Below are 23511 nucleotides of genomic sequence, written 5' to 3'. Positions count from 1 at the left end.
AAGGGCTATCAAGAGGGAATCAGTAGAAGCGGTAATCCAGGGTCAGGCCGACGGTGCGCGGCGCGCCGACCACGCCCAGATTGTTGCCGCGCGCCGGCAGCTGCGCGTACAGCACGCCCTGGTTGCCCAGATTGTTGATGTAGCCGCGCACCGTCCAGGCGGCGCTTTCGTAGCCGGCGTTGAGGTTGGCCACGGTGTAGTCGCCGGCGGAGCGGCTGCGTTCATTGTTGATGTCGGAGTAGTAAGACCCCACGCGGTTCAGGCTGCCGCCGACGAACAGGCCGTGGTCCAGCCGCTGTTTGAAGCCCAGGTTCACCGTCAGATGGGGCGCGTAGTTGAATTGATTGCCCTGGATGCCGGGGTTGGCGGCGTCGCTCTGAGTCACCTTGGTGTTCAGCAGGCCCAGGCCGGCGCTCAGCGTCAGCCGCGGCGTGGCCCGCGCCTTGGTTTCCAGCTCCAGGCCGTAGCTTTCGCCCTTGGGAATATTGGTGAAGCGCGAGCCCAGGATGGCCTGGTAGCCGGTGTACTGGTTGAAGAAGGCGTTGACGTTGAGGCTGAGACGCTGCTCCAGGAAGCTGGAGCGGCTGCTGGCCTCGTAGGCGGTGACTTCTTCCTTGTTGTAGGTGTAGTACTCGTTGTTGTTGTCCAGGCCGGAGCCGCCGGCGTTGTAGCCTTTGCGCACCGAGAAGCCCAGCGTGGTGTCCGGGCTGTATTTGTAGCTGAGGCCGGCCTTGGGCAGGAACAGCGTTTCGCCGATATCGAAGTCGGCGCGGGCCTGCTTGGGCATGCCCGGCTGCAGCGTGGTGTTGCGGCGCTGCGTCTCCCGCTCCACGCGGCTGCCCAGATTGAGGCTCCAGCGTTCGTTCAGCGCCAGCGTGGCCTCGCCGTAGACGGCCAGGGTTTTCAGCTTGTCCTTGGCCGCCACGCGCGGCGCCGCGTTCATGTCCTGATCCCTATCGTAGTAATACGCGCCCACCACGCCGCTGAGCGCGCCGTTTTGCGGCGCATAGCTCAGCCGCGCCTCGGCGGTATTGCTCTTCTCATCCAGCCGCATGCGGAAATCGCTGCTGTCCACGAAGGCGCTGACGTTGTCGGCGTGGCCCAGCAGCAACTGGGCGCTCCAGGCGTCGTTGAACTGGTATTGCAGATCGGTGCTGACGGTGTTGTTGAAGGAATCCTGATAACGCGCCTCGGTGGACAGGCGGTGGTATTGGTAATCGAAGTAATTGCCGTCCACATAGTTCAGGTATTCGCCCTTGTTCTTGCGGTGCGACACCGTCAGCTTGGCGCTGAAGCCGGGCAGGGCACCGGGCTTCCACAGCAGTTTGCCGCGCGCGCTGCTGTGCTTGAGGTCGGACGGGTCCCACGGCGTGTTGCCGCCCGGATAATTGACGTAGCTGTGGCCGTTCAGGCCTTCGGCGGCGATGCGGAAGGCCAGCTCCTCGGTGATCGGCCCGGACACCATGCCGGCCAGCGTGGCCTTGCCGTTCTTGTTTTCGTAGCCGGCGCGCAGCGCGCCCTCCCAATCGAAGCTGGGGTCCTTGGTGTTGATCACCACGGCGCCGGCCAGCGTGTTGCGGCCCTGAGTGGTGGACTGCGGGCCGCGCAGCACTTCTATCTGTTCCACGTCCCAGGGGCTGGCGTCCACGTAACGCTGGCCGTTCCAGCTTTCCGGCATGCCGTCCACCGTGGTGCTGACCCGCGGGCGGGAGCCGGAAACCAGGGTGTTGTAGCCGGTGCCGGGGCCGGTGCCTTCCACGCCGCGGATATTGACGATGCCGGCGCCGTTGCTGCTGGCGTTGGGCGTGGCGGCCACGCTGTCGTACACCGATTTGTCGCCGCCGTGATCCATGTCGCGGATCACCGTCACCGCGGTGCTGGTGTCCTTCAGCGAGCGTTTGAGTTTTTCACCGGTGACGGTGACCGTGGGCAGCGCGGTTTGCTGGTCCTGAGCGTCGGGCGCCGCCAGCGCCGCGTGCGAGAGCGTCAGGCCGCCGATGCCGGCCAGTGCCAGCCGGACGGACAGGGCAAGGGGGAGGCGTTTCAGATTGTGTTCCATCGTGCTGCGATTCCTGTTTTTTTTGTGCGTGACTCGAGATCGGCGCGCTTCTGAAGTTCGGCGGCGTCGTCTGGCTGGCGAGGAATCGTTGGCTACTGCGGCGAGGGGAACGAGGAGCGCGGACGGCCCTTGCGGGTCGTTGCGATCACCAGGGGCAAATGATAGTATTTCTCATTCGCATTATGCAAATAAGGTGCGAACATTCTTGCTCAAGCACCGCGGAAAACGCCAGGAAACAAGATGCAGACAATGGAAGAAACGGCGTGGAATCAACACGCTGCGCGCAGTGCGGCTTGCTTGCAACACCCCGAGGCGGGCCAGCCGGCCTGGTGGGAGCGTCTGGCCACCGTGGGCGCGCCGCTCACCGAACGCCTGCCGGACGGCAGCGTATGCGTGACCTTCCTCTGGCAGGACCCCAACGGACCCGCCGCCCGTTCTCCGCTGGCCCGCGTCTACGTGGACGTCAATTCCGTCACCGATCACCATCGCGCCCAGCCGCAGTCGCTGGCGCGGCTGGGCGACACCGACGTCTGGTGGTGGCAGACCGAGCTGCCGGCCAACTGGCGCGGCAGCTACGCCTATATTCCGGTCACCGCCGAGCAGGCTCCGCCGGCGCCGGACGCCGACGCGCGCGCCAGCCGGCTGCGCCACCGCCAATGGTGGCTGGACATCATGAGCCGGGCGGCGGCGGACCCGCTCAACCCCCGCGCCGGCTATGTCAGCAGCTGGGGCGCGCCCTTGTCCGCGCTGCACCTGGACGCGGCGCCGGACCAGCATGCCTGGCAAGCCTGGGATCTGCGCCGCCAGGGCGCGGACCCGGCGCGGCTGAGCGTGATCCAGTGGGACAGCGCGCGGCTGGGCAAGACGCGCAGGGTCTGGCTGTACCAAACCGGCGCGCTGCCGGCCAAGGAGCGCGGCGAGCGGCCGCTGGCCATTTTGCTGGACGGCCAGCATTGGGCCGAGCGCATGCCGGTGTTCGCCGCGCTGGACGCGGACACCCGGCGCGGCCGGCTGCCGCCGGCGGTTTATCTCTTGGTGGACGTTATCGACAACCGGCATCGGGAGCAGGACCTGCCCTGCAACGCCGATTTCTGGCTGGCGCTGCAACAGGAACTGCTGCCGCAGGCGGAGCGCGTCGCGCCGTTCAGCGCGCGGCCGGAACGCACGGCGGTGGCGGGGCAGAGCTACGGCGGCCTGGCGGCGATGTTCGCCGGCCTGCGCTGGCCGGAGCGCTTCGGCTGCGTGCTCAGCCAGTCCGGCTCCTTCTGGTGGCCTTACGTGGAACTGCACGAACGCGCCCGCGCCGTCAGCGAACGACGGCTGCCCGGCAGCCGCGGCCGGCTGACGGAACAACTGGAGGCCGGCGAACTGCCGCCGGGACGGCTGCGGATCTATCAGGAAGTGGGCAGCCGCGAAGAAGTGATGCTGGACGTCAACGCCAGCCAGCGCGCGGCGCTGGAGCGCGCCGGCCATTGCGTGCGCTACCAGGCGTTCGAAGGCGGCCACGACTGGCTGTGCTGGCGCGGCGGCCTGTTGGACGGACTGGCCTGGCTGTGGCGGGAGCCGGCGGAAGGTTGAGCCGGCGGGAGGGGGCTGAACTCCGGTTCTCAAGCCCCGCGCGGAATCACCATCGGCGTATGGCTGACCGGATCGTCGATGATCAGGCAGCGCAGGCCGAACACCTGTTCGATCAAATCCGCGGTGACGATGTCGCGCGGCGCGCCCTCGGCCACGATGCGGCCGTCGCGCATCGCGATCAGATGGCTGGCGTAGCGACAGGCGTGGTTGATGTCGTGCAGCACCGCCACCAGCGTGCGGCCGCCGTCGCGGTTCAAGCGGCGGAACAACTCCAACAGCTCGATCTGATGCGCGATGTCCAGATAGGTGGTCGGCTCGTCCAGCAGCAGCAGCGGCGTTTGCTGCGCCAGCGCCATCGCCACCCACACCCGCTGGCGCTGGCCGCCGGACAATTCGTCCACCAGCCGGTCCGCCAGCGCGTCGGTGCCGGTGGCCGCCAGCGCCAGGCTCACCGCCTCCTCGTCCTCCCGGCTCCATTGCCGCAACAGGCTCTGATGCGGGTAGCGCCCGCGCGCCACCAGGTCCGCCACGGCGATGCCGTCCGGCGCCACCGCGCTTTGCGGCAGCAAGCCCAGCTGCCGCGCCACCGTCTTGGCCGGGAAACTGTGGATGTCGCGGCCGTCCAGGCACACCTGGCCGGACAGCGGCTTCAACAGCCGGCTCAGGCTGCGCAGCAAGGTGGATTTGCCGCAGCCGTTGGGGCCGATGATCACGCTGAAGGAGCCGTCGGGGATCCGCACGTCCAACTGCTCGCAAATGGTGCGCTGGCGGTAGCCCAGCCGCAGGCGCTCGCCGCGCAGCCGCGGCAGGTCCGCGCCGGCCGCCGGCGCGGCGTCCAGTTTCAAATTCAGGGAAGTCACGGTTTTCGGGCTCCGGTTTGACGCAGCAACAGCCACAGCAGATACAGGCCGCCAATGCAGATGGTGACGACGCCCACCGGCAGCTGACGAGGATAGAAGAACTGCTGGGCGCCGTAATCCGCGGCCAGCAGCAAGAGCGCGCCGGTCCAGGCCGCGGTCAGCGGGCTGGTGGCCTGGGTGCGGCGCAGGCGCAGCGCGATTTGCGGCGCGGCCAGCGCGATGAAGGAAATCGGCCCGGCCGCGGCGGTGGCGGAAGCGATCAGCGCCACCCCCAGGCCCATCAGCCACAGCCGGGTGCGCTCCGCCGGCACGCCCAGCGCGCTGGCGCAGTCGTCGCCCATCTCCAGCAGGCGCATGCGCCGCTGCAGCGTCAGCGCCGCCGCCATCGCCAGCAGGCAGCACAGCGCGGAGGGCAGGCCCTTGTTCCAGGTCATGCCGTTGAGCGTGCCCGCCCCCCAGGTGGCCGCGCTCATCGCCGCCTCCAGGCTGGCGTTGATCAGCAGCCAGTGATTGAGCGCGCTCAGCATGGCGCTGACGGCGATGCCGACGATGATCAGGCGGAAGCCGTGCGCGCCTTGCCGCCAGGCCAGCAGATACACCAGGCCGGCGGACAGCAGGCCGCCGGCCAGCGCGCCGCCGGCGATCTGGAAATGGCCGCCGTTGAACAGGGTGATCACCACCAGCGCGCCGGTATAGGCGCCGGTGTTGAAGCCCACCACGTCCGGGCTGCCCAGCGGGTTGCGGATCAAGGACTGGAAAATCGCGCCGCTCATGCCCAGCGCCGCGCCCACCACCAAGGCCATCAATACCCGCGGCAGCCGCCATTGCTGCACCACCGCCACCTCCAGCCGGCCGCCCTGGCCCTGCAAGGCCTGCCACACTTGTTCCAGGCTCATGGGCAAGGCGCCGGCGCGCAAGCTCATCGCCGCCAGCGCCGCGCAGGCGGCGGCCAACAGCAAACAGGTCCACAGCCCGCCCAGCGCCAGCCGGCCGTTGCAGCGGCCGTCCAGGCTGCCCCAGCTCAACACCGCCGGCTTCACGAGCGGCCTCCGGGCGCGGCGTGGCGGCGCGCCAGCCAGATCAAGGCCGGCGCGCCGATGAAGGCGGTGACGATGGAGACCCGCAGCTCGCCCGGCGTCAGCAGGCGGCCGACGATGTCCGAGCTCAACAGCAGAATGGGGGCCAGCAGTAAGGTGAAGGGCAGGGTCCAGCGCAGATCGGCGCCGCCCAGCCAGCGGGCCAGATGGGGAATCATCAGGCCGATGAAGGCGATGGGGCCGGCCACGGCGGTGCTGGCGCCGCACAGCAGGGTGATGGCCAGCACCGCGCCGGCCTGGATCAGCAGCGGCCGGCCGCCCAGGCTCACCGCCAGATCGCTGCCCATGCCCAAAGTGTTCAAGGGCCGCGCCAGCAGCAGCGCCAGCAGGCCGCCGGCGGCGATGACCGGAGCCACCAGCGCCACCGGGGTCATGCTGCGCACGTCCAGCGTGCCGGCGTTCCAGTAGCGCAGCTGATTGAAGGCCAGCGGGTCCAGCAGGGTGATGGCGGTGGACAAGCCCATCAGCACCGCGCTGACGGCCACGCCGGCCAGTACGAAGCGCAGCGGGTCCATGCGGCGCCCGCGCGCGCCCACCGCGTACACCAGCAAGGTGGCGCCCAGCGCTCCGGCGGCGGCGCAGCCCAGATAGCCCAGCTGGCTGTCCACGCCCCAGGCCGCCACGCCCAGCACCATGGCGAAGCTGGCGCCGGCGTTGACGCCCAGCACGCCGGGGTCCGCCAGCGGATTGCGCGACAGCGCCTGGATCAGCGCGCCGGACAGGCCCAGCGCCGCGCCGGCCAGCAGGCCCAGCAGGGTGCGGGGCAAGCGGCCTTGCAGTACGATCACGCTGTCCGGATCGCCGCCGCCGTGCAGCAGGCTGCGCCATACGACGGAGGCCGGAATCGATTTGGCGCCCAGCATCAGGCTTAACAGGGCAATGGCCGCCAGCGCGGCCAGGCAGCACAGCAACAGAGTCAGGCGGCGGCTTGGCGGCGCCGTGGGCGCGGGCAGGGCCGAGGCGGGACGGATTGACATGATCAAATGCAAATGATTCCTAATACAGACTGCTGATGTTACCATGCGGCATCCATAACGGAACACCATCTTGCCGGGCGCGCGCGGGAAGCAAACCACGCCGTCCGCCGGGCGCGCCGGCGCATGCCAAGCGGCCTCCACCCCTGTCGAGATAAAACTTTGTCATGAAAAAGTCGCCTATCTTCGTTGATTTCAGCCTGCTCAGGCTCAACCCGCATTTCCGCTCCATCTTCATCGCCCGCATGATCTCGGTGTTCGCCTTCGGCATCCTGATGGTGGCGGTGCCGGTGCAAATCCATCAGCTCACCGGCTCCACGCTGCAAGTGGGCGCGGCGATGGCGCTGGACGGCGTCGGCATGTTCGCCGGCCTGATGTGCGGCGGCGTGCTGGCGGACCGCATGGACCGCCGCCGGCTGATCCTGCTGGGCCGCTCGCTGTGCGGTCTGGGCTTTCTGGCGCTGGCGCTCAACGGCTTCATGACCAATCCCTCGGTGCTGGCGCTCTACGTGGTGTCGGCCTGGGACGGTTTTTTCAGCGGCATCGGCATCACCTCGCTGATGGCGTCCATCCCGGTGCTGGTCGGCCGTGAAAACCTGCCGGCCGCCGGCGCGCTGAGCATGCTGACCATGCGCATCGGCGGCGTGCTGTCGCCCTTGTTGGGCGGCTTGATCATCGCCGCCGTCGGGGTCAACTGGAACTATCTGCTGGCCGGCGTCGGCACGCTGGCCACCCTGATCCCGCTGACGCGTTTGCCGTCCTTGAAGCCGCAGGGCGGGGAGCCGGCGCATCCGCTGCGTTCCTTGTTGGAGGGTTTTCAGTTCCTGTGGCAGAACAAGGTGGTGGGCGCGGTGGTGGCGGTGGGCACATTGCAAACCCTGCTCAGCGCGGTGCGGGTGTTGTATCCCTCGCTGGCGGAGGACGGTTACGGCGGCGGCGCTTTCGAGGTGGGCCTGATGTATTCGGCGGTGCCCTTGGGCGCGATGATAGGCGCGTTCACCAGCGGTTGGGTGGGCGGTTTGAGCCGCCCCGGCGCGGTGATGTTGAGCTGCGTGCTGGCTTCGTCGCTGAGCATCGCGTCCTTGGGCCTGGTCCATCATCTGGCTTACGGCCTGCTGGCCTTGGCCTTGCTGGGTTATTTCGGCTCCATCGCGTCCTTGTTGCAGTTCACCTTGGTGCAGGGCAATACGCCGGATCATTTGCTGGGCCGGGTGAACAGCCTGTGGAACGCGCAGGATGTGGTGGGCGACGGTCTGGGCGCTTTGGGGCTGGGCGCGTTGGCGCGGGCTTTGGCGCCGTTGACGGCGGTGGGCTGGTTCGGCGCGGCGGCCGCGGCGGCCAGCCTGGCGATGTGCGGGGCTTTTGGGTCTTTGCGGCGTCTGGCCGGCGGCGCGGCCGCCGAGGCGGAGGCGGCCGGGGAGCCGGCGCGGCAGGGCGCGGGGTCCTAGCGCCAAGGGTTTGTTAGAACGGATGTTGTCGCAGGGCGGAAACCTCGGTTGGGGTTTTCGCCCTTTTTACATTTGTTGTGGGGGCGTAGGAGAGGTAAGCCATCTGTAGGTGAAATGAGGGTTTTGAATCCGCTACGCGGATGATGATTTTCATTGCCGGGGCTGCCCGGCGGGCAGGAAGGGGAATTTGCGCGGCCAAATTCCCCTTCACCCCAAAGGCCGCCCTGCAAGCCTGGCCTACGGTTTCCCGCCGGTTCCCGTCAGTCCCGAGGCGCGGCTGAACTCGCAGCGCGCTAACGTCGCGCTGCTCGAACAAGCAGCCGCTTAAGACCTCGGGCCTGCCACCCGTCGGCAGGCTTGAAGGGACCTGGGGCGCGTCGGATACATGCTTTCTTTTAGGGAGCTAGGCTTATCCACAGACAAGAGCAATGGAGCCAAGTTATCCACAGAAATGCCCCGCTTCGCTAAACCACCCCTCTTCATTCAAAAAAGACCACCTCGTGTAGCGCCCAGGTGTCCCCTCGCGACGCTACGCTTGCCTCGCTCGGTTAGCGCGGAAAGCGGCACCAAAATCATCATCCGCGCAGCGGATTCAAAACCAGATCACTCAACAAGTAAGCAACGCTCAAGCAAAGCAACCACCCCACCTTGACCCCAAGCGCCCCCTCGGCAACAATCCCCCCGTTGCCGCCCACACGCGGCACACGGGATTGGCGTCCCGTTATGAATCCCAACTAACAGGCCTACGCACCACTGCGTAGGCTGCTTTACCATGGCCGCGCCATTTGGCAGGCGCATGGTGGGAGAGTGCCATGCACTCACCGGTCTGGGATTCATCCGGTACGCCAATCCTGCCACGCGCCTGCCTAATACCTCCGCTTCTCTCGGCAGGTGGTTTATCTTGTGTCACAGCAGGAGAAACACCATGCAACAGCCTCAAAACTTTCCCCCGCGCCGCCGCTACAAACTGAACGCCCTGGAACAACAGAGCGCACTGCTCCCCTTCGTCCGCTTCTGCCCCGGCCGCACCTACCCGCATTACTGGCAAATGCCCACGCCCAGCAAGGATCTCCTCGCCAACCACGCCTATGGCCGCGAATGCGCGGCCCACCTGCTGCAATGGCTGAAGGACAACCGGGAATACGTCGGTAAAGGTCTGCTCAGCCGCGTGGCGCGCGACATCGATTTTGACGACCGCGCCGGCCGCGGCCAGTGGATGGGTTTCTTCAACTATCTGGAAATCATGATGCTGCTGGGCGCCGACCGGGTCCGGGTTTACCGCCATGTCGATAGCCAACACCAGATCTACCTGGCGCTGGGACAGCGTTTCAGCCTGGAAGCGCGCTTCCGCCGCATCCGCCTGCGAAACCGCTAAGCGTCTTGCGGTGGGTATCGCTGCGCTCCACCCACCCTACGGTGAACGGTCTTGTAGGGTGGGAGGAGCCGAAAGGCGATACCCACCAAACCCCGCCGCCAAGGTCCAAGCATCGGTCCCATCGCGTTGCCGCGTGGGCATCGCCGCGCTCAGCCCACCCTACGGCGGATGGTTTGGTCGGGGGTATTTGTAGGGTGGGAGGAGCCGATAGGCGATACCCACCAAAGCCCGCCGCCAAGACCCAAGCATCGATTCCATCGCGTTTCCGCGTGGGTATCGCTGCGTCCCACTCACCCTACGGCGGATGGTCTTGTAGGGTGGGTGGAGCCGCTAGACGATACCCACCGACACCGTTTGCCGCCGAGCCGGCGCACGCAAAAAAGCGGAGCAGCCCAAAGCGGCCCCGCTTGATTCCTGCTTGCTTGAATGTCCGCCGAGGCTCCAATGCCGTCTTGCCGATGTGGCAGACACTGTCGCGCGGCTTACTGGCCGTGCTTCTCCTCGCCCAGCTTGTCCAGATAGCGCAGGATGCGGCCGCTGTCCTGCTCCAGCTTCTGCATCCGCTCGACGATCTCCTGCTCGTCCAGCGGGCCTTCCTGGCCAAACACCGCCAGCGCGGCGCCGATGTGCTGGCTGGCCTGCTGCTCGGTGGCTGCCAGCTCGCTCCAGGAGCGGGTCTGGCCAAAAGACTGCTGGCCTTGCAGTTGCAGCCAGCCTTGCAGCTCGCTGCCCTGCTCCAGCGGCTTGGCCTCCTCTATCGAGTGATAGGCGGTCTGCTTGAAGATCACGTGGCCCACCTTTTGCAGGCTGAGCTGGGATTTGTCGTGCACGCGGTTCACCTGCGCCATTACCTGCTGCGACTGCTCCACCTGGCTGCTGAAGCGCTGGCGGAAGGTTTCCACCGAGTCCTTGACCTGGCTGGCCACATTGCCGGCGGCGCTGGCCTGGGTCTGCATATTGCCGATGCGCAGCGACAGGTTTTCCAGCACGTCCTGCACATTGTTGGCGGTGCTCTTGCTGCGTTCGGCCAGCTTGCGCACTTCATCGGCCACCACGGCGAAGCCGCGGCCGGTTTCGCCGGCGCGGGCGGCTTCAATGGCGGCGTTCAGCGCCAGCAGATTGGTTTGGTCGGCGATGGCGGAGATGTCGGCCAGCGAGGTTTCTATGCCCTGCCATTCCTGGGCCAGCGCGGTGCTGGCGGTGTCCATGCTGCTGACGCTGTCGGCGATGGTGTCCAGGTGGCCGGACAGGTGCTGGGCGGTTTCCAGGCTGACGCGCGCGCCGTCGGCGGTGTCCTGGGTGATGGCGGCCACGTCGGCCATGGCCTGGCTGATGTCTTCCAGATCGCTCTGATTGCTGGCCAGGTCCTTGCGCAAATGCGGGTTGTTGAGCGCGGCCAGCTGGGAGGACAGGCGGTTGCGGCGGATGTAGCCGTCGTTGTCGGCCATGGTCTGGATGGCGTGGTTGACGCTGCCCAGCGAGCTGGCCAGGATGCCCGGCAGGCCCTGGCTCAGCGGGCGGCGGCTGTAGTCGCCGGCGCTGATGGCCTTGAAGCAGGTGTTGATTTCCTTGAAATAGGTTTCGATCAGGTCGAGGAAATCGTTGAGCTGCCAGGCGAGCTTGCCCACTTCGCCCAGGTTGCGGGTGCCGGTGGCGCGGTGGTGTAGTTCGCCGGAGCTGGCGTAGCCCAGTTGTTCGTGCAGGGTGTTGAGCAGGCCGAAGATGCGGCCGCTGTGGCGCCACAGCAGCAGGGACAGGGCGATGGAGACGGCCAGCAGCAGCGCGTCCACGATGTGGCCGACGATTTCCGGGAACAGGAAGCCGTCCAGCAGCGAGAAGGCGACCAGCAGGTTGAAGCTGATGATGCACCAGCCCAGCTGGGTGCGCAGGAAGGGCGGTTTTTTGTCGTGGTTCATGCGGCGACTCCCGGCGCTTGCAGCACCTGGGCGTTGAGGGACAGGATGAAGTCCTGATAGCTGACGCCTTTTTCCGCCAGCACTTGCAGCAGCCAGGCCACGGAGGCGTCAGGCGCGGTGGCCTTGTTGTGGCTGGCTTCGATCTGGCGCATCTGGGCGTAGACGGGTTCTATGGCCTTGATCGCTTCCTGGCTGGGCGGCCGGCGCACGGAGTAATAGCCTTGCAGTTGGCCGCGCAGATCGTAGTCCGGGGTGACGTTGGCCAGCACCCAGTAGTAGTCGCCGTTTTTGCTGTGGTTTTTCACCACCGCGAAGAATTCCTGGCCCTGTTGCAGGGTTTTCCACATCAGCCGGTAGGCGCCGCGCGGCATGTCGGGATGGCGGATCAGATTATGCGGTTTGCCCAGCAGTTCGTGCTCGGCGTAGCCGGCGATGCGCATGAACACGCGGTTGGCGTAGGTGATGTGGCCGGTGGGGTCGGTCTTGGTGATGATCAGTTCATGAGGAGCGAGCCGGATTTCCTTGCTGGCCGGGCCGGCGGCGGGGTGCGTCATGGTCTGTTTCTCTCTTATTTGTCGATTGCATAACCTCTAAATGTTCATTTTCGGCCACTGGCCCAGTAGGGGCAAGCGTTTATTTATTTGTACTGCCCATGCTTGACAGGGTGCTGCTTAAATTACTTCTTAATAATCCAGTTCTTACAAAAACAAAAGGATGCCTTCGGCATCCTTTGCGGCGCGGGTGGGCAGGGCGTCAGAGCCGGTTCAACATCTTGGGGCGCGCCGCTGGCATGGAAGCGGTTTTCAGAGTTTGACGATCTGGCGGATCTGGGACACGCAGGCGCGGGCATCGTCTATCAGCTTGGCGAATTCCGGGCTGTTGATCTCGGCGTGGCTGAGCCAGCGCACCTTATTGCTGATCCGGTACTGGACGCGGATGCCGGCCGGGGTTTGCTGCTGCTTGGCGTTCACCTCGTACCAGGGGGAGCTGACCTTGCACTCGAAGGCCGGCTGGATGGCCTTGGCGCCCTTGAGCAGCACGTCGGACTGCATGGCGCTGGCGTCGCCCAGGTAGACGTCGGCCAGGTTGCCGTTGCGCTTGTAGCTGTCGAAGCTGTCCCACACGCCCTTGAAGTGGGAGTCGTAGAGAAACAGGCCGGAGATCTTCTCCAGCATGCGCGGGTCGCGCACGCTCATGCGCAACGGGTAGACGGACGGCACCATGAAGGAGGTCTTGTCGCGCTGGACCTTGCAGCCTTCCGGTTGATTGCTCAGCCGGTTGCACAGGCTTTGGTCGGTGGCGCTGACGCCCTGGTAACGGTCTTGCAGAATGGTGTCGATCAGCGTGGAGTTGCCCAGTTCGATATCGGCGCGGACGTCGGCGCTGCCGTCGGCTTGCAGCGCGTTTTCGCGCTTGATGTTCAGATCGGTGCGCGCCGGCTCCATCGGCACCTGGGTCTGGCTGACCACGCCGTCCTTGCCGATGATGAAGGCCCAGCGGTCTTGCAGGTCAGACATGATGCGGCCGGGCTGGAAGAAGGGGTTGGTCGGGTCCAGCCACCAGGTCTGTCCGGCGATGTCGGCGCGGACGATCATGTGGTTGGGCGCGCCGATGCCGGGCAGCAGCAGCGGCGGGGCGAACTTGCCGCGGTAGATCAGCGCCGGCTCGGCGGCGACGCCGGAGCGGCGCAGCATGGCGGTCAGCAGGGTGGAGAGGTCTTTGCAGTCGCCGTAGCCGTGCTTTTCGATTTCCGCCAGCGTGAACGGCACCAGGCCGCGTTCCGCCAGACGGGTGTCGTTGAGGTAGCGGTAGTTGCGGTTGATGTGCTGCATGAAGGCGGCCGCCTGCTCCGCGGCCGGCTTGCCCTGGTTGGCGGCCACCACGGCGGCGGCGGCCGGCGGCAGCGGCGCGGCCAGGATTTCGTTGTAACGGCGGGCGTGAGCGCCGAAGTGGTCTTGCGGCTGGTCCGAGGTGGCGATCACCAACTGCGGCCATTCGCGCAGCGCGCTGTTGTTCCACTCGTTGATGTAGTTGAGGTAGCGCGGCCGGCGCAGCGAGACCTTGACGCGTTTGCGGTCCGCGCTGGCGTCCACCGCGTAATCGTCCAGCATCATGCCGCGCCAGATCAGCGGACGCATGGACTGGATGTCGAAGTTGAAGCTGTCTTCGCGCGCTTTTTGCGGGCCCAGGTCCAGTTGGTAGCGCAGCTGGCGCACCAAGGGCTGCGCCACGCTGTGGGTCTTGATGCGGTAGGACACTGTGCTGCCCACCGACAATTCCGGGAAGGCCATCCAGGTTTGCATGTCGCGGCTGACGCCGGCGTCCGGATTGGGCGCGGCGCGGGTTTCGATCTGGGATTTGCCCAGTTTGATCACTTTGCCGTTGGGCTGGATCACTTCGGCCTGCTCCACCCGCAGGCGGTCTTCGGCCGGGTAGGTGAAGTCGATGCGGGACAGCTGTTCGCGGCCGGAGGGGTGCAGGATGGTGAATTGCTTGCTGGTGACGCAGTCCAGGCTGTTGTCTTTATTGTGCTGGCAGCTGACGGCGGTTTTGACCGCCAGCGGCGCTTCGCTGACCGGTTGCAGCGCGGCGGCGCTGAAGCTGCTGTAGAGGCCGGCGGCCAGCCCGAGAGTGAGTGTACGCATAGTGGAATCGAAAAGTGTGATGTTGCGGTGATGATTATACGGCGCGAGGGCGGAGAAAACGCGCATCCGGCGTCCGCGCCGCCGGATGGGATTAAGCGTTCCATGTTCGCATATTAGCGCTTGCGAATGTGTGTGCTTTTTGTGTCGCTGTTGAGCTTGTCCGCGATCCCGCGCGCAAGTGCGGGACAAGCTGGCGGATGGTCAACGGGCGTTCACGGCGCGGCCCACATCCGCAGCAGGTTATGGTAGTTGGCGGTCAGCGCCACCAGGGCTTCGTTGTCGCCCAATTGCTGGCGCAGGCTGGAGATCGCCGCGTCCATGTCGAACAGCAGCCGGCGCTTGCCGTCGTCGCCGATCATGCTTTGCACCCAGAAGAAGGAAGCCAGCCGCGCGCCGGCGGTGACCGGTTCCACCCGGTGCAGGCTGGTGGACGGATAGAGCACCATGTCGCCGGCGTCCAGCTTGACGCTATGGCTGCCGTAAGTGTCTTCAATCACCAGTTCGCCGCCTTCGTATTCGTCCGGGCGGCTGAAGAACAGGGTGCAGGACACGTCGGTGCGCACCCAGCCGTTGTCGAAGGGGTGGCGGCGCACGGCGTTGTCCACGTGGTTGCCGAAGTCCATGCCGGCCTGGTAGCAGTTGAACAGCGGCGGGAAGATTTTTGCCGGCAGCGCGGCGGAGAAAAACAGGCCGTTGCGCTGCAGCGCGCCTTCCACCATGGCCTGCAGTTGTTGGGCTTCCGGCAGTTGCTGCGGCAGCTGCAGATTGCGTTTGACCTGGGCGGACTGGCTGCCGGCGGTGATGCGGCCGTCCGCCCAGTCGGCGCGGGCCAGCAGTTCGCGGCCCAGCGCCAGTTCTTCGGCGCTCAGCACCGCGGGGATGTGCAATAACATGGGGTCTCCGTAATGGGGCCAAGCCCCCGGCGAACCGGGGGCCGGAGCCGGCTTGCAAGCGGTTTACGATCTACTGCGCGCCGGTAGGGACATTGTGCGATGAGCAGCCGGCTTCGAAGCGCACATGCGCCATCGGCGCAGGCCGCTTTCTCAGCCGTTTGCGCCTGGTCTCGTTCTGGCTCGCGAGATCGTAATCACCTGCTTAGTACTTGAAGCTGACCGTCAGTTGCGCTTCGCGCGGGGTGCCCAGCGTGGCGTGCGCCGGGTAGCCGCCGTCGAAGTAGGTCTTGTTGGCCAGGTTGTTCACATTCAGCTGCACCTTGTACTTGCGGGTCTCGTAAGCCAGCATCGCGTTGGCCACGGTGTAGGCCGGCAGGTAGTTGGTGTTGGCTTCATGCGCGTAGCGCTTGCCCACATGGGTCAGGCCGAAACCGCCGATCACTTCTTCGGTGAACTTGTAGGTGGTCCACAGGTTGGCGGTGACCTTGGGCGTGTAACGCGGCATATTGCCTTCGGTGCCGGAGGCGCCCAAGGCCGGCGGCGCGGCCTTGTCGATGCGGGATTTCATAAGGGTGAGGCCGGCGAAGACATCCCAACGCTCGGTCAAGCGCCCGGCGCCTTCCACTTCCACGCCGTCGGTGTGGCGCTTGCCGGACAGCAGCACGGTATTGGGGTCGTTGGCATCCGTATTTCGTTCGTTGGTCTTCTCGATGCGGAACAGCGCCGCGCGCAGGCTGGCGTCGCCGTCGAACAGATCCCACTTGGCACCCAGTTCAATGTTGCGGTTTTTTTCCGGATCCACTTTGGCGGTGGCCTTGTCCAGCGCGTAGGCCTCGCCCGAGGGGTTGAACGAGGTGCCGTAGCTCAGATAGTAGGACTGGGCGCTGCTGGGCTGCCAGATCAGGCCGCCGCGCCAGCTCCACACATTGTCGGTGCGGCTGACGTCGTAGCTGCGGCTGGGGTCCTGGCTGACGGAGCTGTCACGATTACCGGCGCGGATCTTGTAGTCGCCGCTGAAACGGTCGAAGCGGGCGCCCACCACGGCCTTCCATTGCGGGTTCAGCTCCAGCGTGTCCATCGCGTACAGGCCGATATTGCTGGCGTCGAACTGGGTGTTGCTGCTGCGGTAGCGGCTGAGGTCGACGGGCACGCCGGGATCCGGCGCGCCTACCGTGGTGCTCGGCGGGGTGTTGAGCAAGGCGTAACGGCTGGTGTCGGATTTCTCTTTGCTCAGCTCCAAGCCGGTCAATAGCGTATGGCGCACGCTGCCGGTATCGAACTTGCTGACCAGATCGGTCTGGTTGTTCCATGACCAATCGATGCCGTCGCGCATGGGTTTGCTTCGATTGATGCGAGAGCTGTCCGTGACCGGGTTGCTGGGGGTGATGCCCGGGATGCGCGGCGCGGTCGGCGAGACATCGCGCCAGAAGCGGTTGAAACGCAATTGGTTGCTCAGCACCAAGTCGTCGCTGAAGCGGTGGGTGAGCTTGGCGGTGAGGATGTCGGTCTGGGTTTTCTCGAAGTCGCTGTTCAGGCCGTAGAAGCGGTCGCGCGGCACGTCGATGGGCTGCTGGGTGTTGGCGTTGAACGGGATGCCGTAGTCCGGAACATTGTCTTCCTTCTGGTGGAAGTAGGACAGCACCAGGGTGGTGGGTTCGCCCAGGCCGAAGGCCAGGGACGGCGCGACGCCGAAGCGCTGGTTCTTCACCGGGCCGCGGTCGCTGCCGTCGTCGGTGGCCATCAGGTTGACGCGCATCGCGGCGCTGTCGCTGAACGCCTGGTTGATGTCGAAGGTGGAGCGAGCGAAGCGATTGCTGCCGACGCTCATTTCACCCGCCACCAGAGAGCCGGCGAACGGCGTCTTGCTGGCCTGGTTGACCACGCCGCCGGTGGAGCCGCGGCCAAACAGCATGGAGCTGGCGCCCTTCAGCACTTCCACTTTTTCCAGGTTGAAGGTGTCGCGGTTGTACTGGCCGATGTCGCGCATGCCGTCCAGATAGGTGTCGGTGAAGGCGGAAAAACCGCGGATCACCACCTGGTCGCCGGTGCGGCCGCCTTCGCCGGCGGCGAAGGTGATGCCGGGCACGTTGCGCAGCGCGTCCTTCAAATTGGAGACGGCCTGGTCTTCCAGCAATTGCTTGCTGAGCACGGTGACCGATTGCGGGATGTCCTTCAGCTTCTGGTTCAGCTTGCCGATGGCGCTGGATTCGGTCTTCAGGCTGCCGCGCACCGGCGTTTCGCCTTCCACGCGCACGGTTTCCAGTTTGGTGGGCGCGTCGGCGGCCAGGGCCAGTCCGGGGGAGAGGGCGGCGGCGAGCATGCCGGCGCCGATTTTCGCGGGCAACTTGCGCGCGACGATGCCGCTGCCGCGGCTTGGGGTGGGCAGATGTTCCATCAGGGTTCTCATTTTGTTTGTGTCGTTATAATCGCCGGCCGGCTAAGGCCGGCTCTGCTCTTCTTTGCCTGACTGCGCGCTTCTCCGGCCTGGTCCGGGCAAGGAGCGGACGAAGGCCCTCCTGGTCTGCGCGGCGGCAGTCCGTGGAGTGGGTGGAGAGGGATGAGGAACCGGCGCGAAATAGCGGCTGGATAAGCGGCTGCGCGCTGGCGGGTATGGGACGCGGATCTCGCGTCTACTGCGGCTCAGGCTCTTAGAACCTGTTTACGATCTGCTGCGCGTCGGCGACACAGCGTTAAAAACGGTTTCGAAATGCTCATGTATCACGCGTACATTCCGCTTTCTCAGCCATTTTCGCCTTGTCTCGCCTTAGCTCGCGAGATCGTAAACACGTTCTTAGGGGCCGGCTGGCAGAGTCCTCAAGCAAACCAATGGCGTGGGCTTGCGTGACGGCTCTGCGCGAGCGGCCGGCGGGCGCCGGCCTGCTCGCAGGCGGTCTTTACGGCGCTTCGGTGGCGAAGCCGATCTTGCTGATGCCGCCTTGTTGGGCGCTGGCCAGGGTTTTGGCCACGGTTTCGTAACGCACGCTCTTGTCGGCGAACAAGTGCAGCTCCACTTGCGGGTTGTCGCGGGCGGCGGCGGCGAAACGGGCGTCCAGCTCGCTTTCCGGCACTTTGACGTCGTTCCAGAACACCGCACCGGCGGCGTCTATGGCCAGGCGGATTTCCTTGGGCTGGCTCTGCTGCGCGGCGGCGCTGGCCTGCGGCAGATCCAGCTTGACAGTATTGGTCAGCAGCGGGGTGGTGATGATGAACACCACCAGCAGCACCAACATCACATCCACCAGCGGGGTGGTGTTGATGTCGGCCATCGGGGCGGAGCCGCCCTTGTCGAAACTACCGAAGGCCATCGATCTCTCCGGACTGAGTCAGCAACTGGGCGTGCAGATCGTGGGCGAAGTAGTCCATGTCCTGAGCCATGATGCGCTGCATGCGGGTCAGGGCGTTGTAGGCCAGCACCGCGGGGATGGCGGCGGCCAGGCCGGCGGCGGTGGCCACCAGGGCCTCGCCGATGGGGCCGGCCACCGCGGCGATGGTGACCTGGCCGGCCGCGCCGATGTTCACCAGCGCGTGGTAAATGCCCCATACCGTGCCGAACAAGCCGATGAAGGGCGCGGTGGAGCCCACCGAGGCCAGCACGGTCATCCCGGTTTCCTGCTTGCCGTTTTCCTGGGCCAGGCCCTTGCGGATGGCGCGGGTCAGGAATTCGTCCAGATCGCAGCTCTGGCCCAGCGGGCGCTCAGCCTGGCTGCGGTAGTGGCGCAGCGCGGCCAGGCCCTGGCGGGTGAGGTTGGCGAAGGGCGCGCGGGAATCCTGCAGCTGGGTTTCCGCCTGTTTCCAGTTGGGGGCGTCCCACAGCGCGGCCTCGGCCTGCTTGTTGGCGCGGCGGATATGCCAGGTGCTGACGCCGCGAACCAGGATCAGGTACCAGGTCAGCACCGACATCAGGACCAGGATCATGAACACCGCGACCAGCACGGCGTCCCCTTGTTGGAATACAGTCATTAGATTCATGATTTGGCAGACTTCAAAGAAAATTCAACGGGAACGATAAAGGTGTAGGCGATGGCTTCATTGCCGCGTTTGGCCGGGGTGAAGGTCCATTTCTTCACCGCCGCCAGGGCGGCGCGGTCCAAGCGCGGGAAGCCGCTGGTGTTGGCCAGCGCCACGTCCAGCGGCTGGCCTTGGGCGGATACGTGCACCCGCAGCTGCACGGTGCCGGTTTCGCCCTCCTCGATGGACAGCGCCGGGTAGGCCGGCTTGGGATTGTTCAGATAGCCGCCCCGGTACATCGGCTCGGTGATCGAGGGCTTGGCGTCGGCGGACTGGCCGCGCGAGCTGCCGCCTTCGGCGGAGCTGGTGGCCGCGCTGGGCTTGCTTTCCGCCGCGGGGGCGGCGGTGGGCACGCTGATGGCCTTGGCGCTGGGCGCGGCCGGCGTGGGCGTGGCCATTACCTTGGGTTTGACCGGAGTCGGCTTCGGCGTCGGGGTGGGCTTGACCTGCGGCGTCGGCTTTTTCTCGGGCTTGGGCTGCTGCTTGGGCGCAGCCGGCGCGGCGGCCTTGCTGGGCGCGGCCAGGCTGATCATTTCCATGCTGGCGACGCGCGGCAGCGTGATCGGCGCCTGCATCGCCACTGCGCCGCCCATCAGCACGAAGACCAGGGCATGCAGGCCCACGGTGCTGGAGAGCGCCGAGTATTGAAGAATTCGCTGGTTCATGACGGTGATGATAATACAAACTATTCTCATTATCCAAGCTGGAAAACGCGTATATCCTCACGTCATTGATATGGGTAAATAAATGACGGGAAAAGGATTTTGCCAAGCGTCGCGTCCGCCGGCGCGCCGGAGCGGCCCGGCGCTTGCAATCCATGGTTTTGCCTGCATATTTTGCAGCATTGGCCACGGCGGAGTGCCGGTGGCGACATTATTGGAATACAAAACATGCAACAGTTCGACGGAACCACCATCGTGTCCATTCGCCGCGGCAATCGCGTGGCGCTGGGCGGGGATGGCCAGGTCACCCTGGGCAACATCGTGATCAAGGCCTCGGCGCGCAAGGTGCGCAAGCTGCACGGCGGCAAGGTGCTGGCGGGCTTTGCCGGCGGCACCGCCGACGCCTTCACCCTGATCGAGCGTTTTGAAGCCAAGCTGCAAAAACATCAGGGCAATCTGCTGGTGTCGGCGGTGGAACTGGCCAAGGACTGGCGCACCGACCGCATGCTGCGCCGGCTGGAGGCGATGCTGATCGTCGCCGACAAGAACAGCACCCTGATCATCACCGGCAACGGCGACGTGCTGGAGCCGGAGCAAGGCATTGCCGCCATCGGCTCCGGCGGCGCCTACGCCCAGTCCGCGGCGCGCGCGCTGTTTGAAAACACCGATCTGGCGCCGGAAGTGGTGGTGAAGAAATCGCTGGAGATCGCCGGCGACATCTGCATCTACACCAACCACAACCATGTGATCGAGCTGCTGGACGACGCCGAAGAGCCGGAAGGCAAAGAGCCGGCAGCCAACTGAGCCGCCCGATTCAAGAATCAAATCGCCGGGAGCGCCGCTTCCGGCTGGAGAACGTCATGACGCAAATGACCCCGCAGGAAATCGTCCACGAGCTGGACCAACACATCATCGGCCAGAACGCCGCCAAGCGCGCGGTGGCGGTGGCCTTGCGCAACCGCTGGCGCCGTCAGCAGGTGGCCGAGCCGCTGCGCAGCGAAATCACCCCCAAGAACATCCTGATGATAGGCCCCACCGGTGTGGGCAAGACCGAGATCGCCCGCCGCCTGGCCAAGTTGTCCGGCGCGCCCTTCATCAAGATAGAAGCCACCAAGTTCACCGAGGTGGGCTATGTCGGCCGCGATGTGGACACCATCATCCGCGACCTGGTGGAAGTGGCGATCAAGGACACCCGCGACGCCGCCATCAAGCGCAACCGCCCGCGCGCGGAAGACGCGGCGGAAGACCGCATCCTGGACGTGCTGCTGCCGCGCCCGCGTCAGCAGGCCGGTTTCTTCGGCGGCGAGCCGGAAGCCGAGGCCAAGCCGGAAGACGGCGCCACCCGCCAGAAATTCCGCAAGATGCTGCGCGAAGGCGCGCTGGACGATAAAGAGATCGAAATCGAAATCGCCGCGCCGGCGGCGCAGATGAATGTGATGGCCCCGCCGGGGATGGAAGATTTCGCCAGCCAGCTGCAAGGCATGTTCCAGGGCATGGGCTCCGGCAAGAAACAGACGGCCAAGATGAAGGTGACGGAGGCGCGCAAGCAGTTGATCGACGAGGAAGCCGCCAAGCTGGTCAACGACGAGGAACTGCGCGCTGAAGCGCTGAAGAACGTCGAGCAGAACGGCATCGTGTTCCTGGACGAGATCGACAAGGTCACCAGCCGCAGCGAAGGCCAGGGCGGCGCCGACGTCTCGCGCGCCGGCGTGCAGCGCGACCTGCTGCCGCTGGTGGAAGGCACCACCGTGTCCACCAAGTACGGCATGGTCAAGACCGACCACATCCTGTTCATCGCCTCCGGGGCCTTCCAGCTGTCCAAGCCGTCGGACCTGATCCCTGAACTGCAAGGCCGTCTGCCCATCCGCGTTGAACTCTCCTCGCTGACCGTGGACGACTTCAAGGCCATCCTCACCAGCACCAACGCCTGCCTGACCCGTCAGTACCAGGCGTTGATGGCCACCGAGGGCGTGGAACTGGAGTTTGCCGAATCCGGCATCCAGCGCTTGGCCGAGATCGCCTGGCGGGTCAACGAGAAAACCGAGAACATCGGCGCGCGCCGTCTCTACACCGTGATGGAAAAGCTGCTGGAAGAAGTGGCGTTCGACGCCAAGGCCGGCCGCTGCGAGATCGATGCCGCCTATGTCGACAGCAAGCTGGAACAAGTAGCCGAGCGCGAAGATCTGGCGCGTTACGTGCTCTGATCTACTCCTTATATATAGAAACGCGAACGGCGGCCGATGGCCGCCGTTTTTGCATCCGCCTCAGCGCGTCTCACAGGCCGGCTTGGCGGCGGCTGGCACGGCCGCCAAATCGCGGAACGCCTCCGGGTGATGCTGCCAATACCAATCCTTCACCTCCTCGTGGTCCAGCTCCAGGAAAGCCTTCAAGCCCGGCAACAGCAGCATGGGCAGCACGGTGGCCAAATGCAGCAACGCGAAGATCAGATAAACCCGGTCCAGCGGCAGCACATGCAGCAGCGCTCCGGCCAGCGCCGGCCCCAGCATCGAGCCTATCTTCACCAGCATCACATTGATGGCGGAAAAGCGCGCGCGGTAATTCTCCGGCACCGCCAGCGTGCGGTGGGTCTGGCCGATCAGCTGGTTCAGCGCGAACATCAGCCCCATCACCGCGAAACAGGTCAGGATCAGCCAAGGGTTGTCGCTGAGCGCCACCACCAGCATCAATATGCCGCAGACCAGCATGCCGAGGGTGCGCGCTTGGTAACGGCTGAAGCGGCGCAGCAGCACATGGGTGAACCATAGCGAACCCAGCAGCATGCCGGCGCTGATCGCCGCCTCGCAACCGCCCAGCCAGGCGGCGGACAAACCCAGCGCATGCAGCTTGACCGGCAGCAGGGTGGTCACCAGCGGCATGAAGGCCACCAGGGTGATGAATACCGCCAAGGTCCAATAGCGTTCCAGCGGAATGCGCCAGCGCGCGTACAAGCCGCTGCGGATATCTTCCAGCCAGGGGCTGCGGACGGCGCCTGCCGCGCGCGGCGGCACGCGCACATATAAGGAAGCCGCGGCGGCCACCACCAGCAAGAAGGCATAGGCCAGCAGGGTCAGGGTGGGCGAGGTCGCCGCCATCAGGCCGCCGCCCAAGACCGGGCCGATCAGATTGCCCGCCGACTGCGAGCTTTTCTGCAAGGACAGCGCATCGCCCAGTCTGGCCGCCGGCACCATCTCGGCGGCGATGCTCAGCATGGACGGCAGCACGATGGACCAGGCCAGCATGGCCAGCGACTCCACCGCAATCACCCAGCCGATGCGATACCAGCCCATGGCCGCCATCAGCGCCAACAGCAGGGCGCTCAACATCGCCAACAGCATGCCGCCGCCTATCAGCCGGTTCTTGGGCAGGCGGTCGCCCAAGGGCGCGGTCAGCGGCAGCGACAGCAACATCACCAGCGCGGTGATCGAGCCGAACCACGCCATATCGCGCGCGCCGCCGGATTGCACCACCCACCAGCTGATGGCGACGTAACCGGCGCCCATCGCCAGCCCGCTCAGCACGTCGCTTAGCATCAAGGCGTAAAACGGCGCGGGTAGGCCCTCCAATCGTTGACGCAAGGTTTGCTGCATGAGGAGGGCTCCTGGGCGGTGGGGATGCGCTTAGCTTAACAATTAATGACTAAGGCATAAAGTCTGCGCCGAATAATTTGCCGGAAAGCGGGTTTTTCGGAAAAACTGGGGAAAATATGCCCGCTTTCGCAGCTTATCTGCCGACGACAACAAGCTGGGAAGCCTTTTTTTCCGGCTTGCCCAAAAGTTCTTGTAAAATTCTTTATGGATGATATCCATTTAAATCATTGACTTAGGTGTTGATATCTTAAAAACCCTCTCTTTTTTCAAAATAGGTGTTGACGGAGCGAGGGCTGTAACGTATATTTCACCTCCTCAGCAGACAACGCAGCGGCGGAAACGAAACGCAGCGATCTGCACCGATCTTTAACAGAACGAATAACCGATAGGTGTAAGTGCTCGGTCGATG

18 protein-coding genes are annotated in these 23511 nt (G+C 65.3%); 5 read left to right on the top strand and 13 right to left on the bottom strand.

Annotated elements, in window-relative coordinates; translation table 11 throughout:
• Nucleotides 1-19: 19 nt before the first annotated feature.
• Nucleotides 20-2059 carry a TonB-dependent receptor gene (locus tag ACODRW_RS03605; protein ID WP_488905185.1) on the bottom strand — a complete coding sequence of 680 codons (2040 nt, stop codon included), beginning with the start codon at nt 2057-2059 and terminating at the stop codon, nt 20-22.
• A 240-nt stretch (nt 2060-2299) separates the two neighbouring features.
• Here ACODRW_RS03605 and fes point away from each other — a divergent pair, with 240 nt between their 5' ends.
• On the top strand, nt 2300-3637 hold the full coding sequence (fes, locus tag ACODRW_RS03600; protein ID WP_488905184.1) for an enterochelin esterase: 1338 nt from the start codon (nt 2300-2302) through the stop codon (nt 3635-3637).
• A 29-nt stretch (nt 3638-3666) separates the two neighbouring features.
• On the opposite strand, the gene ACODRW_RS03595 is transcribed toward fes, so the two are convergent.
• Genes ACODRW_RS03595 through fepD form a run of 3 tightly spaced genes read right to left on the bottom strand, consistent with a single transcriptional unit; the run spans nt 3667 to nt 6571 of the window.
• On the bottom strand, nt 3667-4497 hold the full coding sequence (locus ACODRW_RS03595; protein WP_227106000.1) for an ABC transporter ATP-binding protein: 831 nt from the start codon (nt 4495-4497) through the stop codon (nt 3667-3669).
• The gene (fepG, locus tag ACODRW_RS03590; RefSeq protein WP_488905183.1) at nt 4494-5537 is read right to left on the bottom strand and encodes an iron-enterobactin ABC transporter permease; all 1044 of its coding nucleotides are present in this window, start codon (nt 5535-5537) and stop codon (nt 4494-4496) included. The genes ACODRW_RS03595 and fepG overlap by 4 nt, the downstream gene beginning before the upstream one ends.
• A complete protein-coding gene (gene fepD, locus ACODRW_RS03585) occupies nt 5534-6571 on the bottom strand; it encodes a Fe(3+)-siderophore ABC transporter permease (RefSeq protein WP_253314798.1) in 1038 nt (345 codons plus the stop codon). Before fepD ends, fepG begins: the two co-directional genes overlap by 4 nt.
• A 164-nt stretch (nt 6572-6735) precedes the next feature.
• Here fepD and entS point away from each other — a divergent pair, with 164 nt between their 5' ends.
• A complete protein-coding gene (gene entS / locus ACODRW_RS03580) occupies nt 6736-8016 on the top strand; it encodes an enterobactin transporter EntS (protein ID WP_253314799.1) in 1281 nt (426 codons plus the stop codon).
• 925 nt (nt 8017-8941) lie between these two features.
• Nucleotides 8942-9391, top strand: a complete 450-nt coding sequence (locus ACODRW_RS03575; protein WP_488905182.1) for a hypothetical protein — start codon at nt 8942-8944, stop codon at nt 9389-9391.
• Nucleotides 9392-9873: 482 nt separating this feature from the next.
• Here the strand turns inward: ACODRW_RS03575 and ACODRW_RS03570 are convergent, their stop codons facing one another.
• From ACODRW_RS03570 to ACODRW_RS03535, 8 genes are all read right to left on the bottom strand, one after another.
• A complete protein-coding gene (locus ACODRW_RS03570; RefSeq protein ID WP_107801412.1) occupies nt 9874-11307 on the bottom strand; it encodes a methyl-accepting chemotaxis protein in 1434 nt (477 codons plus the stop codon).
• Nucleotides 11304-11861 carry a PAS domain-containing protein gene (locus ACODRW_RS03565; RefSeq protein WP_107801413.1) on the bottom strand — a complete coding sequence of 186 codons (558 nt, stop codon included), beginning with the start codon at nt 11859-11861 and terminating at the stop codon, nt 11304-11306. Before ACODRW_RS03565 ends, ACODRW_RS03570 begins: the two co-directional genes overlap by 4 nt.
• Nucleotides 11862-12110: 249 nt before the next feature.
• Nucleotides 12111-13952 carry a DUF3857 domain-containing transglutaminase family protein gene (locus tag ACODRW_RS03560; RefSeq protein WP_488905181.1) on the bottom strand — a complete coding sequence of 614 codons (1842 nt, stop codon included), beginning with the start codon at nt 13950-13952 and terminating at the stop codon, nt 12111-12113.
• A gap of 212 nt (nt 13953-14164) precedes the next feature.
• Complete coding sequence (locus ACODRW_RS03555) at nt 14165-14845, bottom strand: Fe2+-dependent dioxygenase (RefSeq protein ID WP_107801415.1); 681 nt, start codon at nt 14843-14845, stop codon at nt 14165-14167.
• A gap of 202 nt (nt 14846-15047) precedes the next feature.
• On the bottom strand, nt 15048-17240 hold the full coding sequence (locus ACODRW_RS03550; RefSeq protein WP_488905180.1) for a TonB-dependent receptor: 2193 nt from the start codon (nt 17238-17240) through the stop codon (nt 15048-15050).
• A 499-nt stretch (nt 17241-17739) separates the two neighbouring features.
• Complete coding sequence (locus ACODRW_RS03545) at nt 17740-18150, bottom strand: ExbD/TolR family protein (protein ID WP_488905179.1); 411 nt, start codon at nt 18148-18150, stop codon at nt 17740-17742.
• Complete coding sequence (locus ACODRW_RS03540) at nt 18137-18814, bottom strand: MotA/TolQ/ExbB proton channel family protein (RefSeq protein ID WP_107801417.1); 678 nt, start codon at nt 18812-18814, stop codon at nt 18137-18139. Before ACODRW_RS03540 ends, ACODRW_RS03545 begins: the two co-directional genes overlap by 14 nt.
• Nucleotides 18811-19518: an energy transducer TonB gene (locus tag ACODRW_RS03535; RefSeq protein ID WP_107801418.1), complete on the bottom strand. Its 708-nt coding sequence runs from the start codon at nt 19516-19518 to the stop codon at nt 18811-18813. Before ACODRW_RS03535 ends, ACODRW_RS03540 begins: the two co-directional genes overlap by 4 nt.
• A gap of 225 nt (nt 19519-19743) precedes the next feature.
• On the opposite strand from ACODRW_RS03535, the gene hslV reads away from it, so the two are divergent.
• Both hslV and hslU read left to right on the top strand, forming a co-directional pair.
• A complete protein-coding gene (gene hslV, locus ACODRW_RS03530) occupies nt 19744-20319 on the top strand; it encodes an ATP-dependent protease subunit HslV (RefSeq protein ID WP_107801419.1) in 576 nt (191 codons plus the stop codon).
• A 56-nt stretch (nt 20320-20375) separates the two neighbouring features.
• Nucleotides 20376-21719 carry an ATP-dependent protease ATPase subunit HslU gene (hslU, locus tag ACODRW_RS03525; protein WP_107801420.1) on the top strand — a complete coding sequence of 448 codons (1344 nt, stop codon included), beginning with the start codon at nt 20376-20378 and terminating at the stop codon, nt 21717-21719.
• A 60-nt stretch (nt 21720-21779) separates the two neighbouring features.
• Here the strand turns inward: hslU and ACODRW_RS03520 are convergent, their stop codons facing one another.
• Nucleotides 21780-23102: an MFS transporter gene (locus tag ACODRW_RS03520; RefSeq protein ID WP_488905178.1), complete on the bottom strand. Its 1323-nt coding sequence runs from the start codon at nt 23100-23102 to the stop codon at nt 21780-21782.
• Nucleotides 23103-23511 lie beyond the last annotated feature (409 nt).

The sequence above is a fragment of the Chromobacterium sp. FG89 genome (genome assembly GCF_057808735.1).
The sequence above is the reverse complement of the archived record's forward strand: the minus strand, read 5'-3'. Positions and strand labels throughout refer to the sequence as shown.

Coding starts and splice junctions, on each gene's coding strand:
- hslV (WP_107801419.1), top strand. CDS start 19,744: ATGCAACAGTTCGACGGAACCACCATCGTGTCCATTCGCCGCGGCAAT.
- hslU (WP_107801420.1), top strand. CDS start 20,376: ATGACGCAAATGACCCCGCAGGAAATCGTCCACGAGCTGGACCAACAC.
- fepD (WP_253314798.1), bottom strand. CDS start 6,571: ATGTCAATCCGTCCCGCCTCGGCCCTGCCCGCGCCCACGGCGCCGCCA.
- ACODRW_RS03520 (WP_488905178.1), bottom strand. CDS start 23,102: ATGCAGCAAACCTTGCGTCAACGATTGGAGGGCCTACCCGCGCCGTTT.
- ACODRW_RS03540 (WP_107801417.1), bottom strand. CDS start 18,814: ATGAATCTAATGACTGTATTCCAACAAGGGGACGCCGTGCTGGTCGCG.
- ACODRW_RS03560 (WP_488905181.1), bottom strand. CDS start 13,952: ATGCGTACACTCACTCTCGGGCTGGCCGCCGGCCTCTACAGCAGCTTC.
- fes (WP_488905184.1), top strand. CDS start 2,300: ATGCAGACAATGGAAGAAACGGCGTGGAATCAACACGCTGCGCGCAGT.
- ACODRW_RS03535 (WP_107801418.1), bottom strand. CDS start 19,518: ATGAACCAGCGAATTCTTCAATACTCGGCGCTCTCCAGCACCGTGGGC.
- ACODRW_RS03555 (WP_107801415.1), bottom strand. CDS start 14,845: ATGTTATTGCACATCCCCGCGGTGCTGAGCGCCGAAGAACTGGCGCTG.
- ACODRW_RS03545 (WP_488905179.1), bottom strand. CDS start 18,150: ATGGCCTTCGGTAGTTTCGACAAGGGCGGCTCCGCCCCGATGGCCGAC.
- ACODRW_RS03570 (WP_107801412.1), bottom strand. CDS start 11,307: ATGAACCACGACAAAAAACCGCCCTTCCTGCGCACCCAGCTGGGCTGG.
- entS (WP_253314799.1), top strand. CDS start 6,736: ATGAAAAAGTCGCCTATCTTCGTTGATTTCAGCCTGCTCAGGCTCAAC.
- ACODRW_RS03565 (WP_107801413.1), bottom strand. CDS start 11,861: ATGACGCACCCCGCCGCCGGCCCGGCCAGCAAGGAAATCCGGCTCGCT.
- ACODRW_RS03575 (WP_488905182.1), top strand. CDS start 8,942: ATGCAACAGCCTCAAAACTTTCCCCCGCGCCGCCGCTACAAACTGAAC.
- ACODRW_RS03605 (WP_488905185.1), bottom strand. CDS start 2,059: ATGGAACACAATCTGAAACGCCTCCCCCTTGCCCTGTCCGTCCGGCTG.
- ACODRW_RS03550 (WP_488905180.1), bottom strand. CDS start 17,240: ATGGAACATCTGCCCACCCCAAGCCGCGGCAGCGGCATCGTCGCGCGC.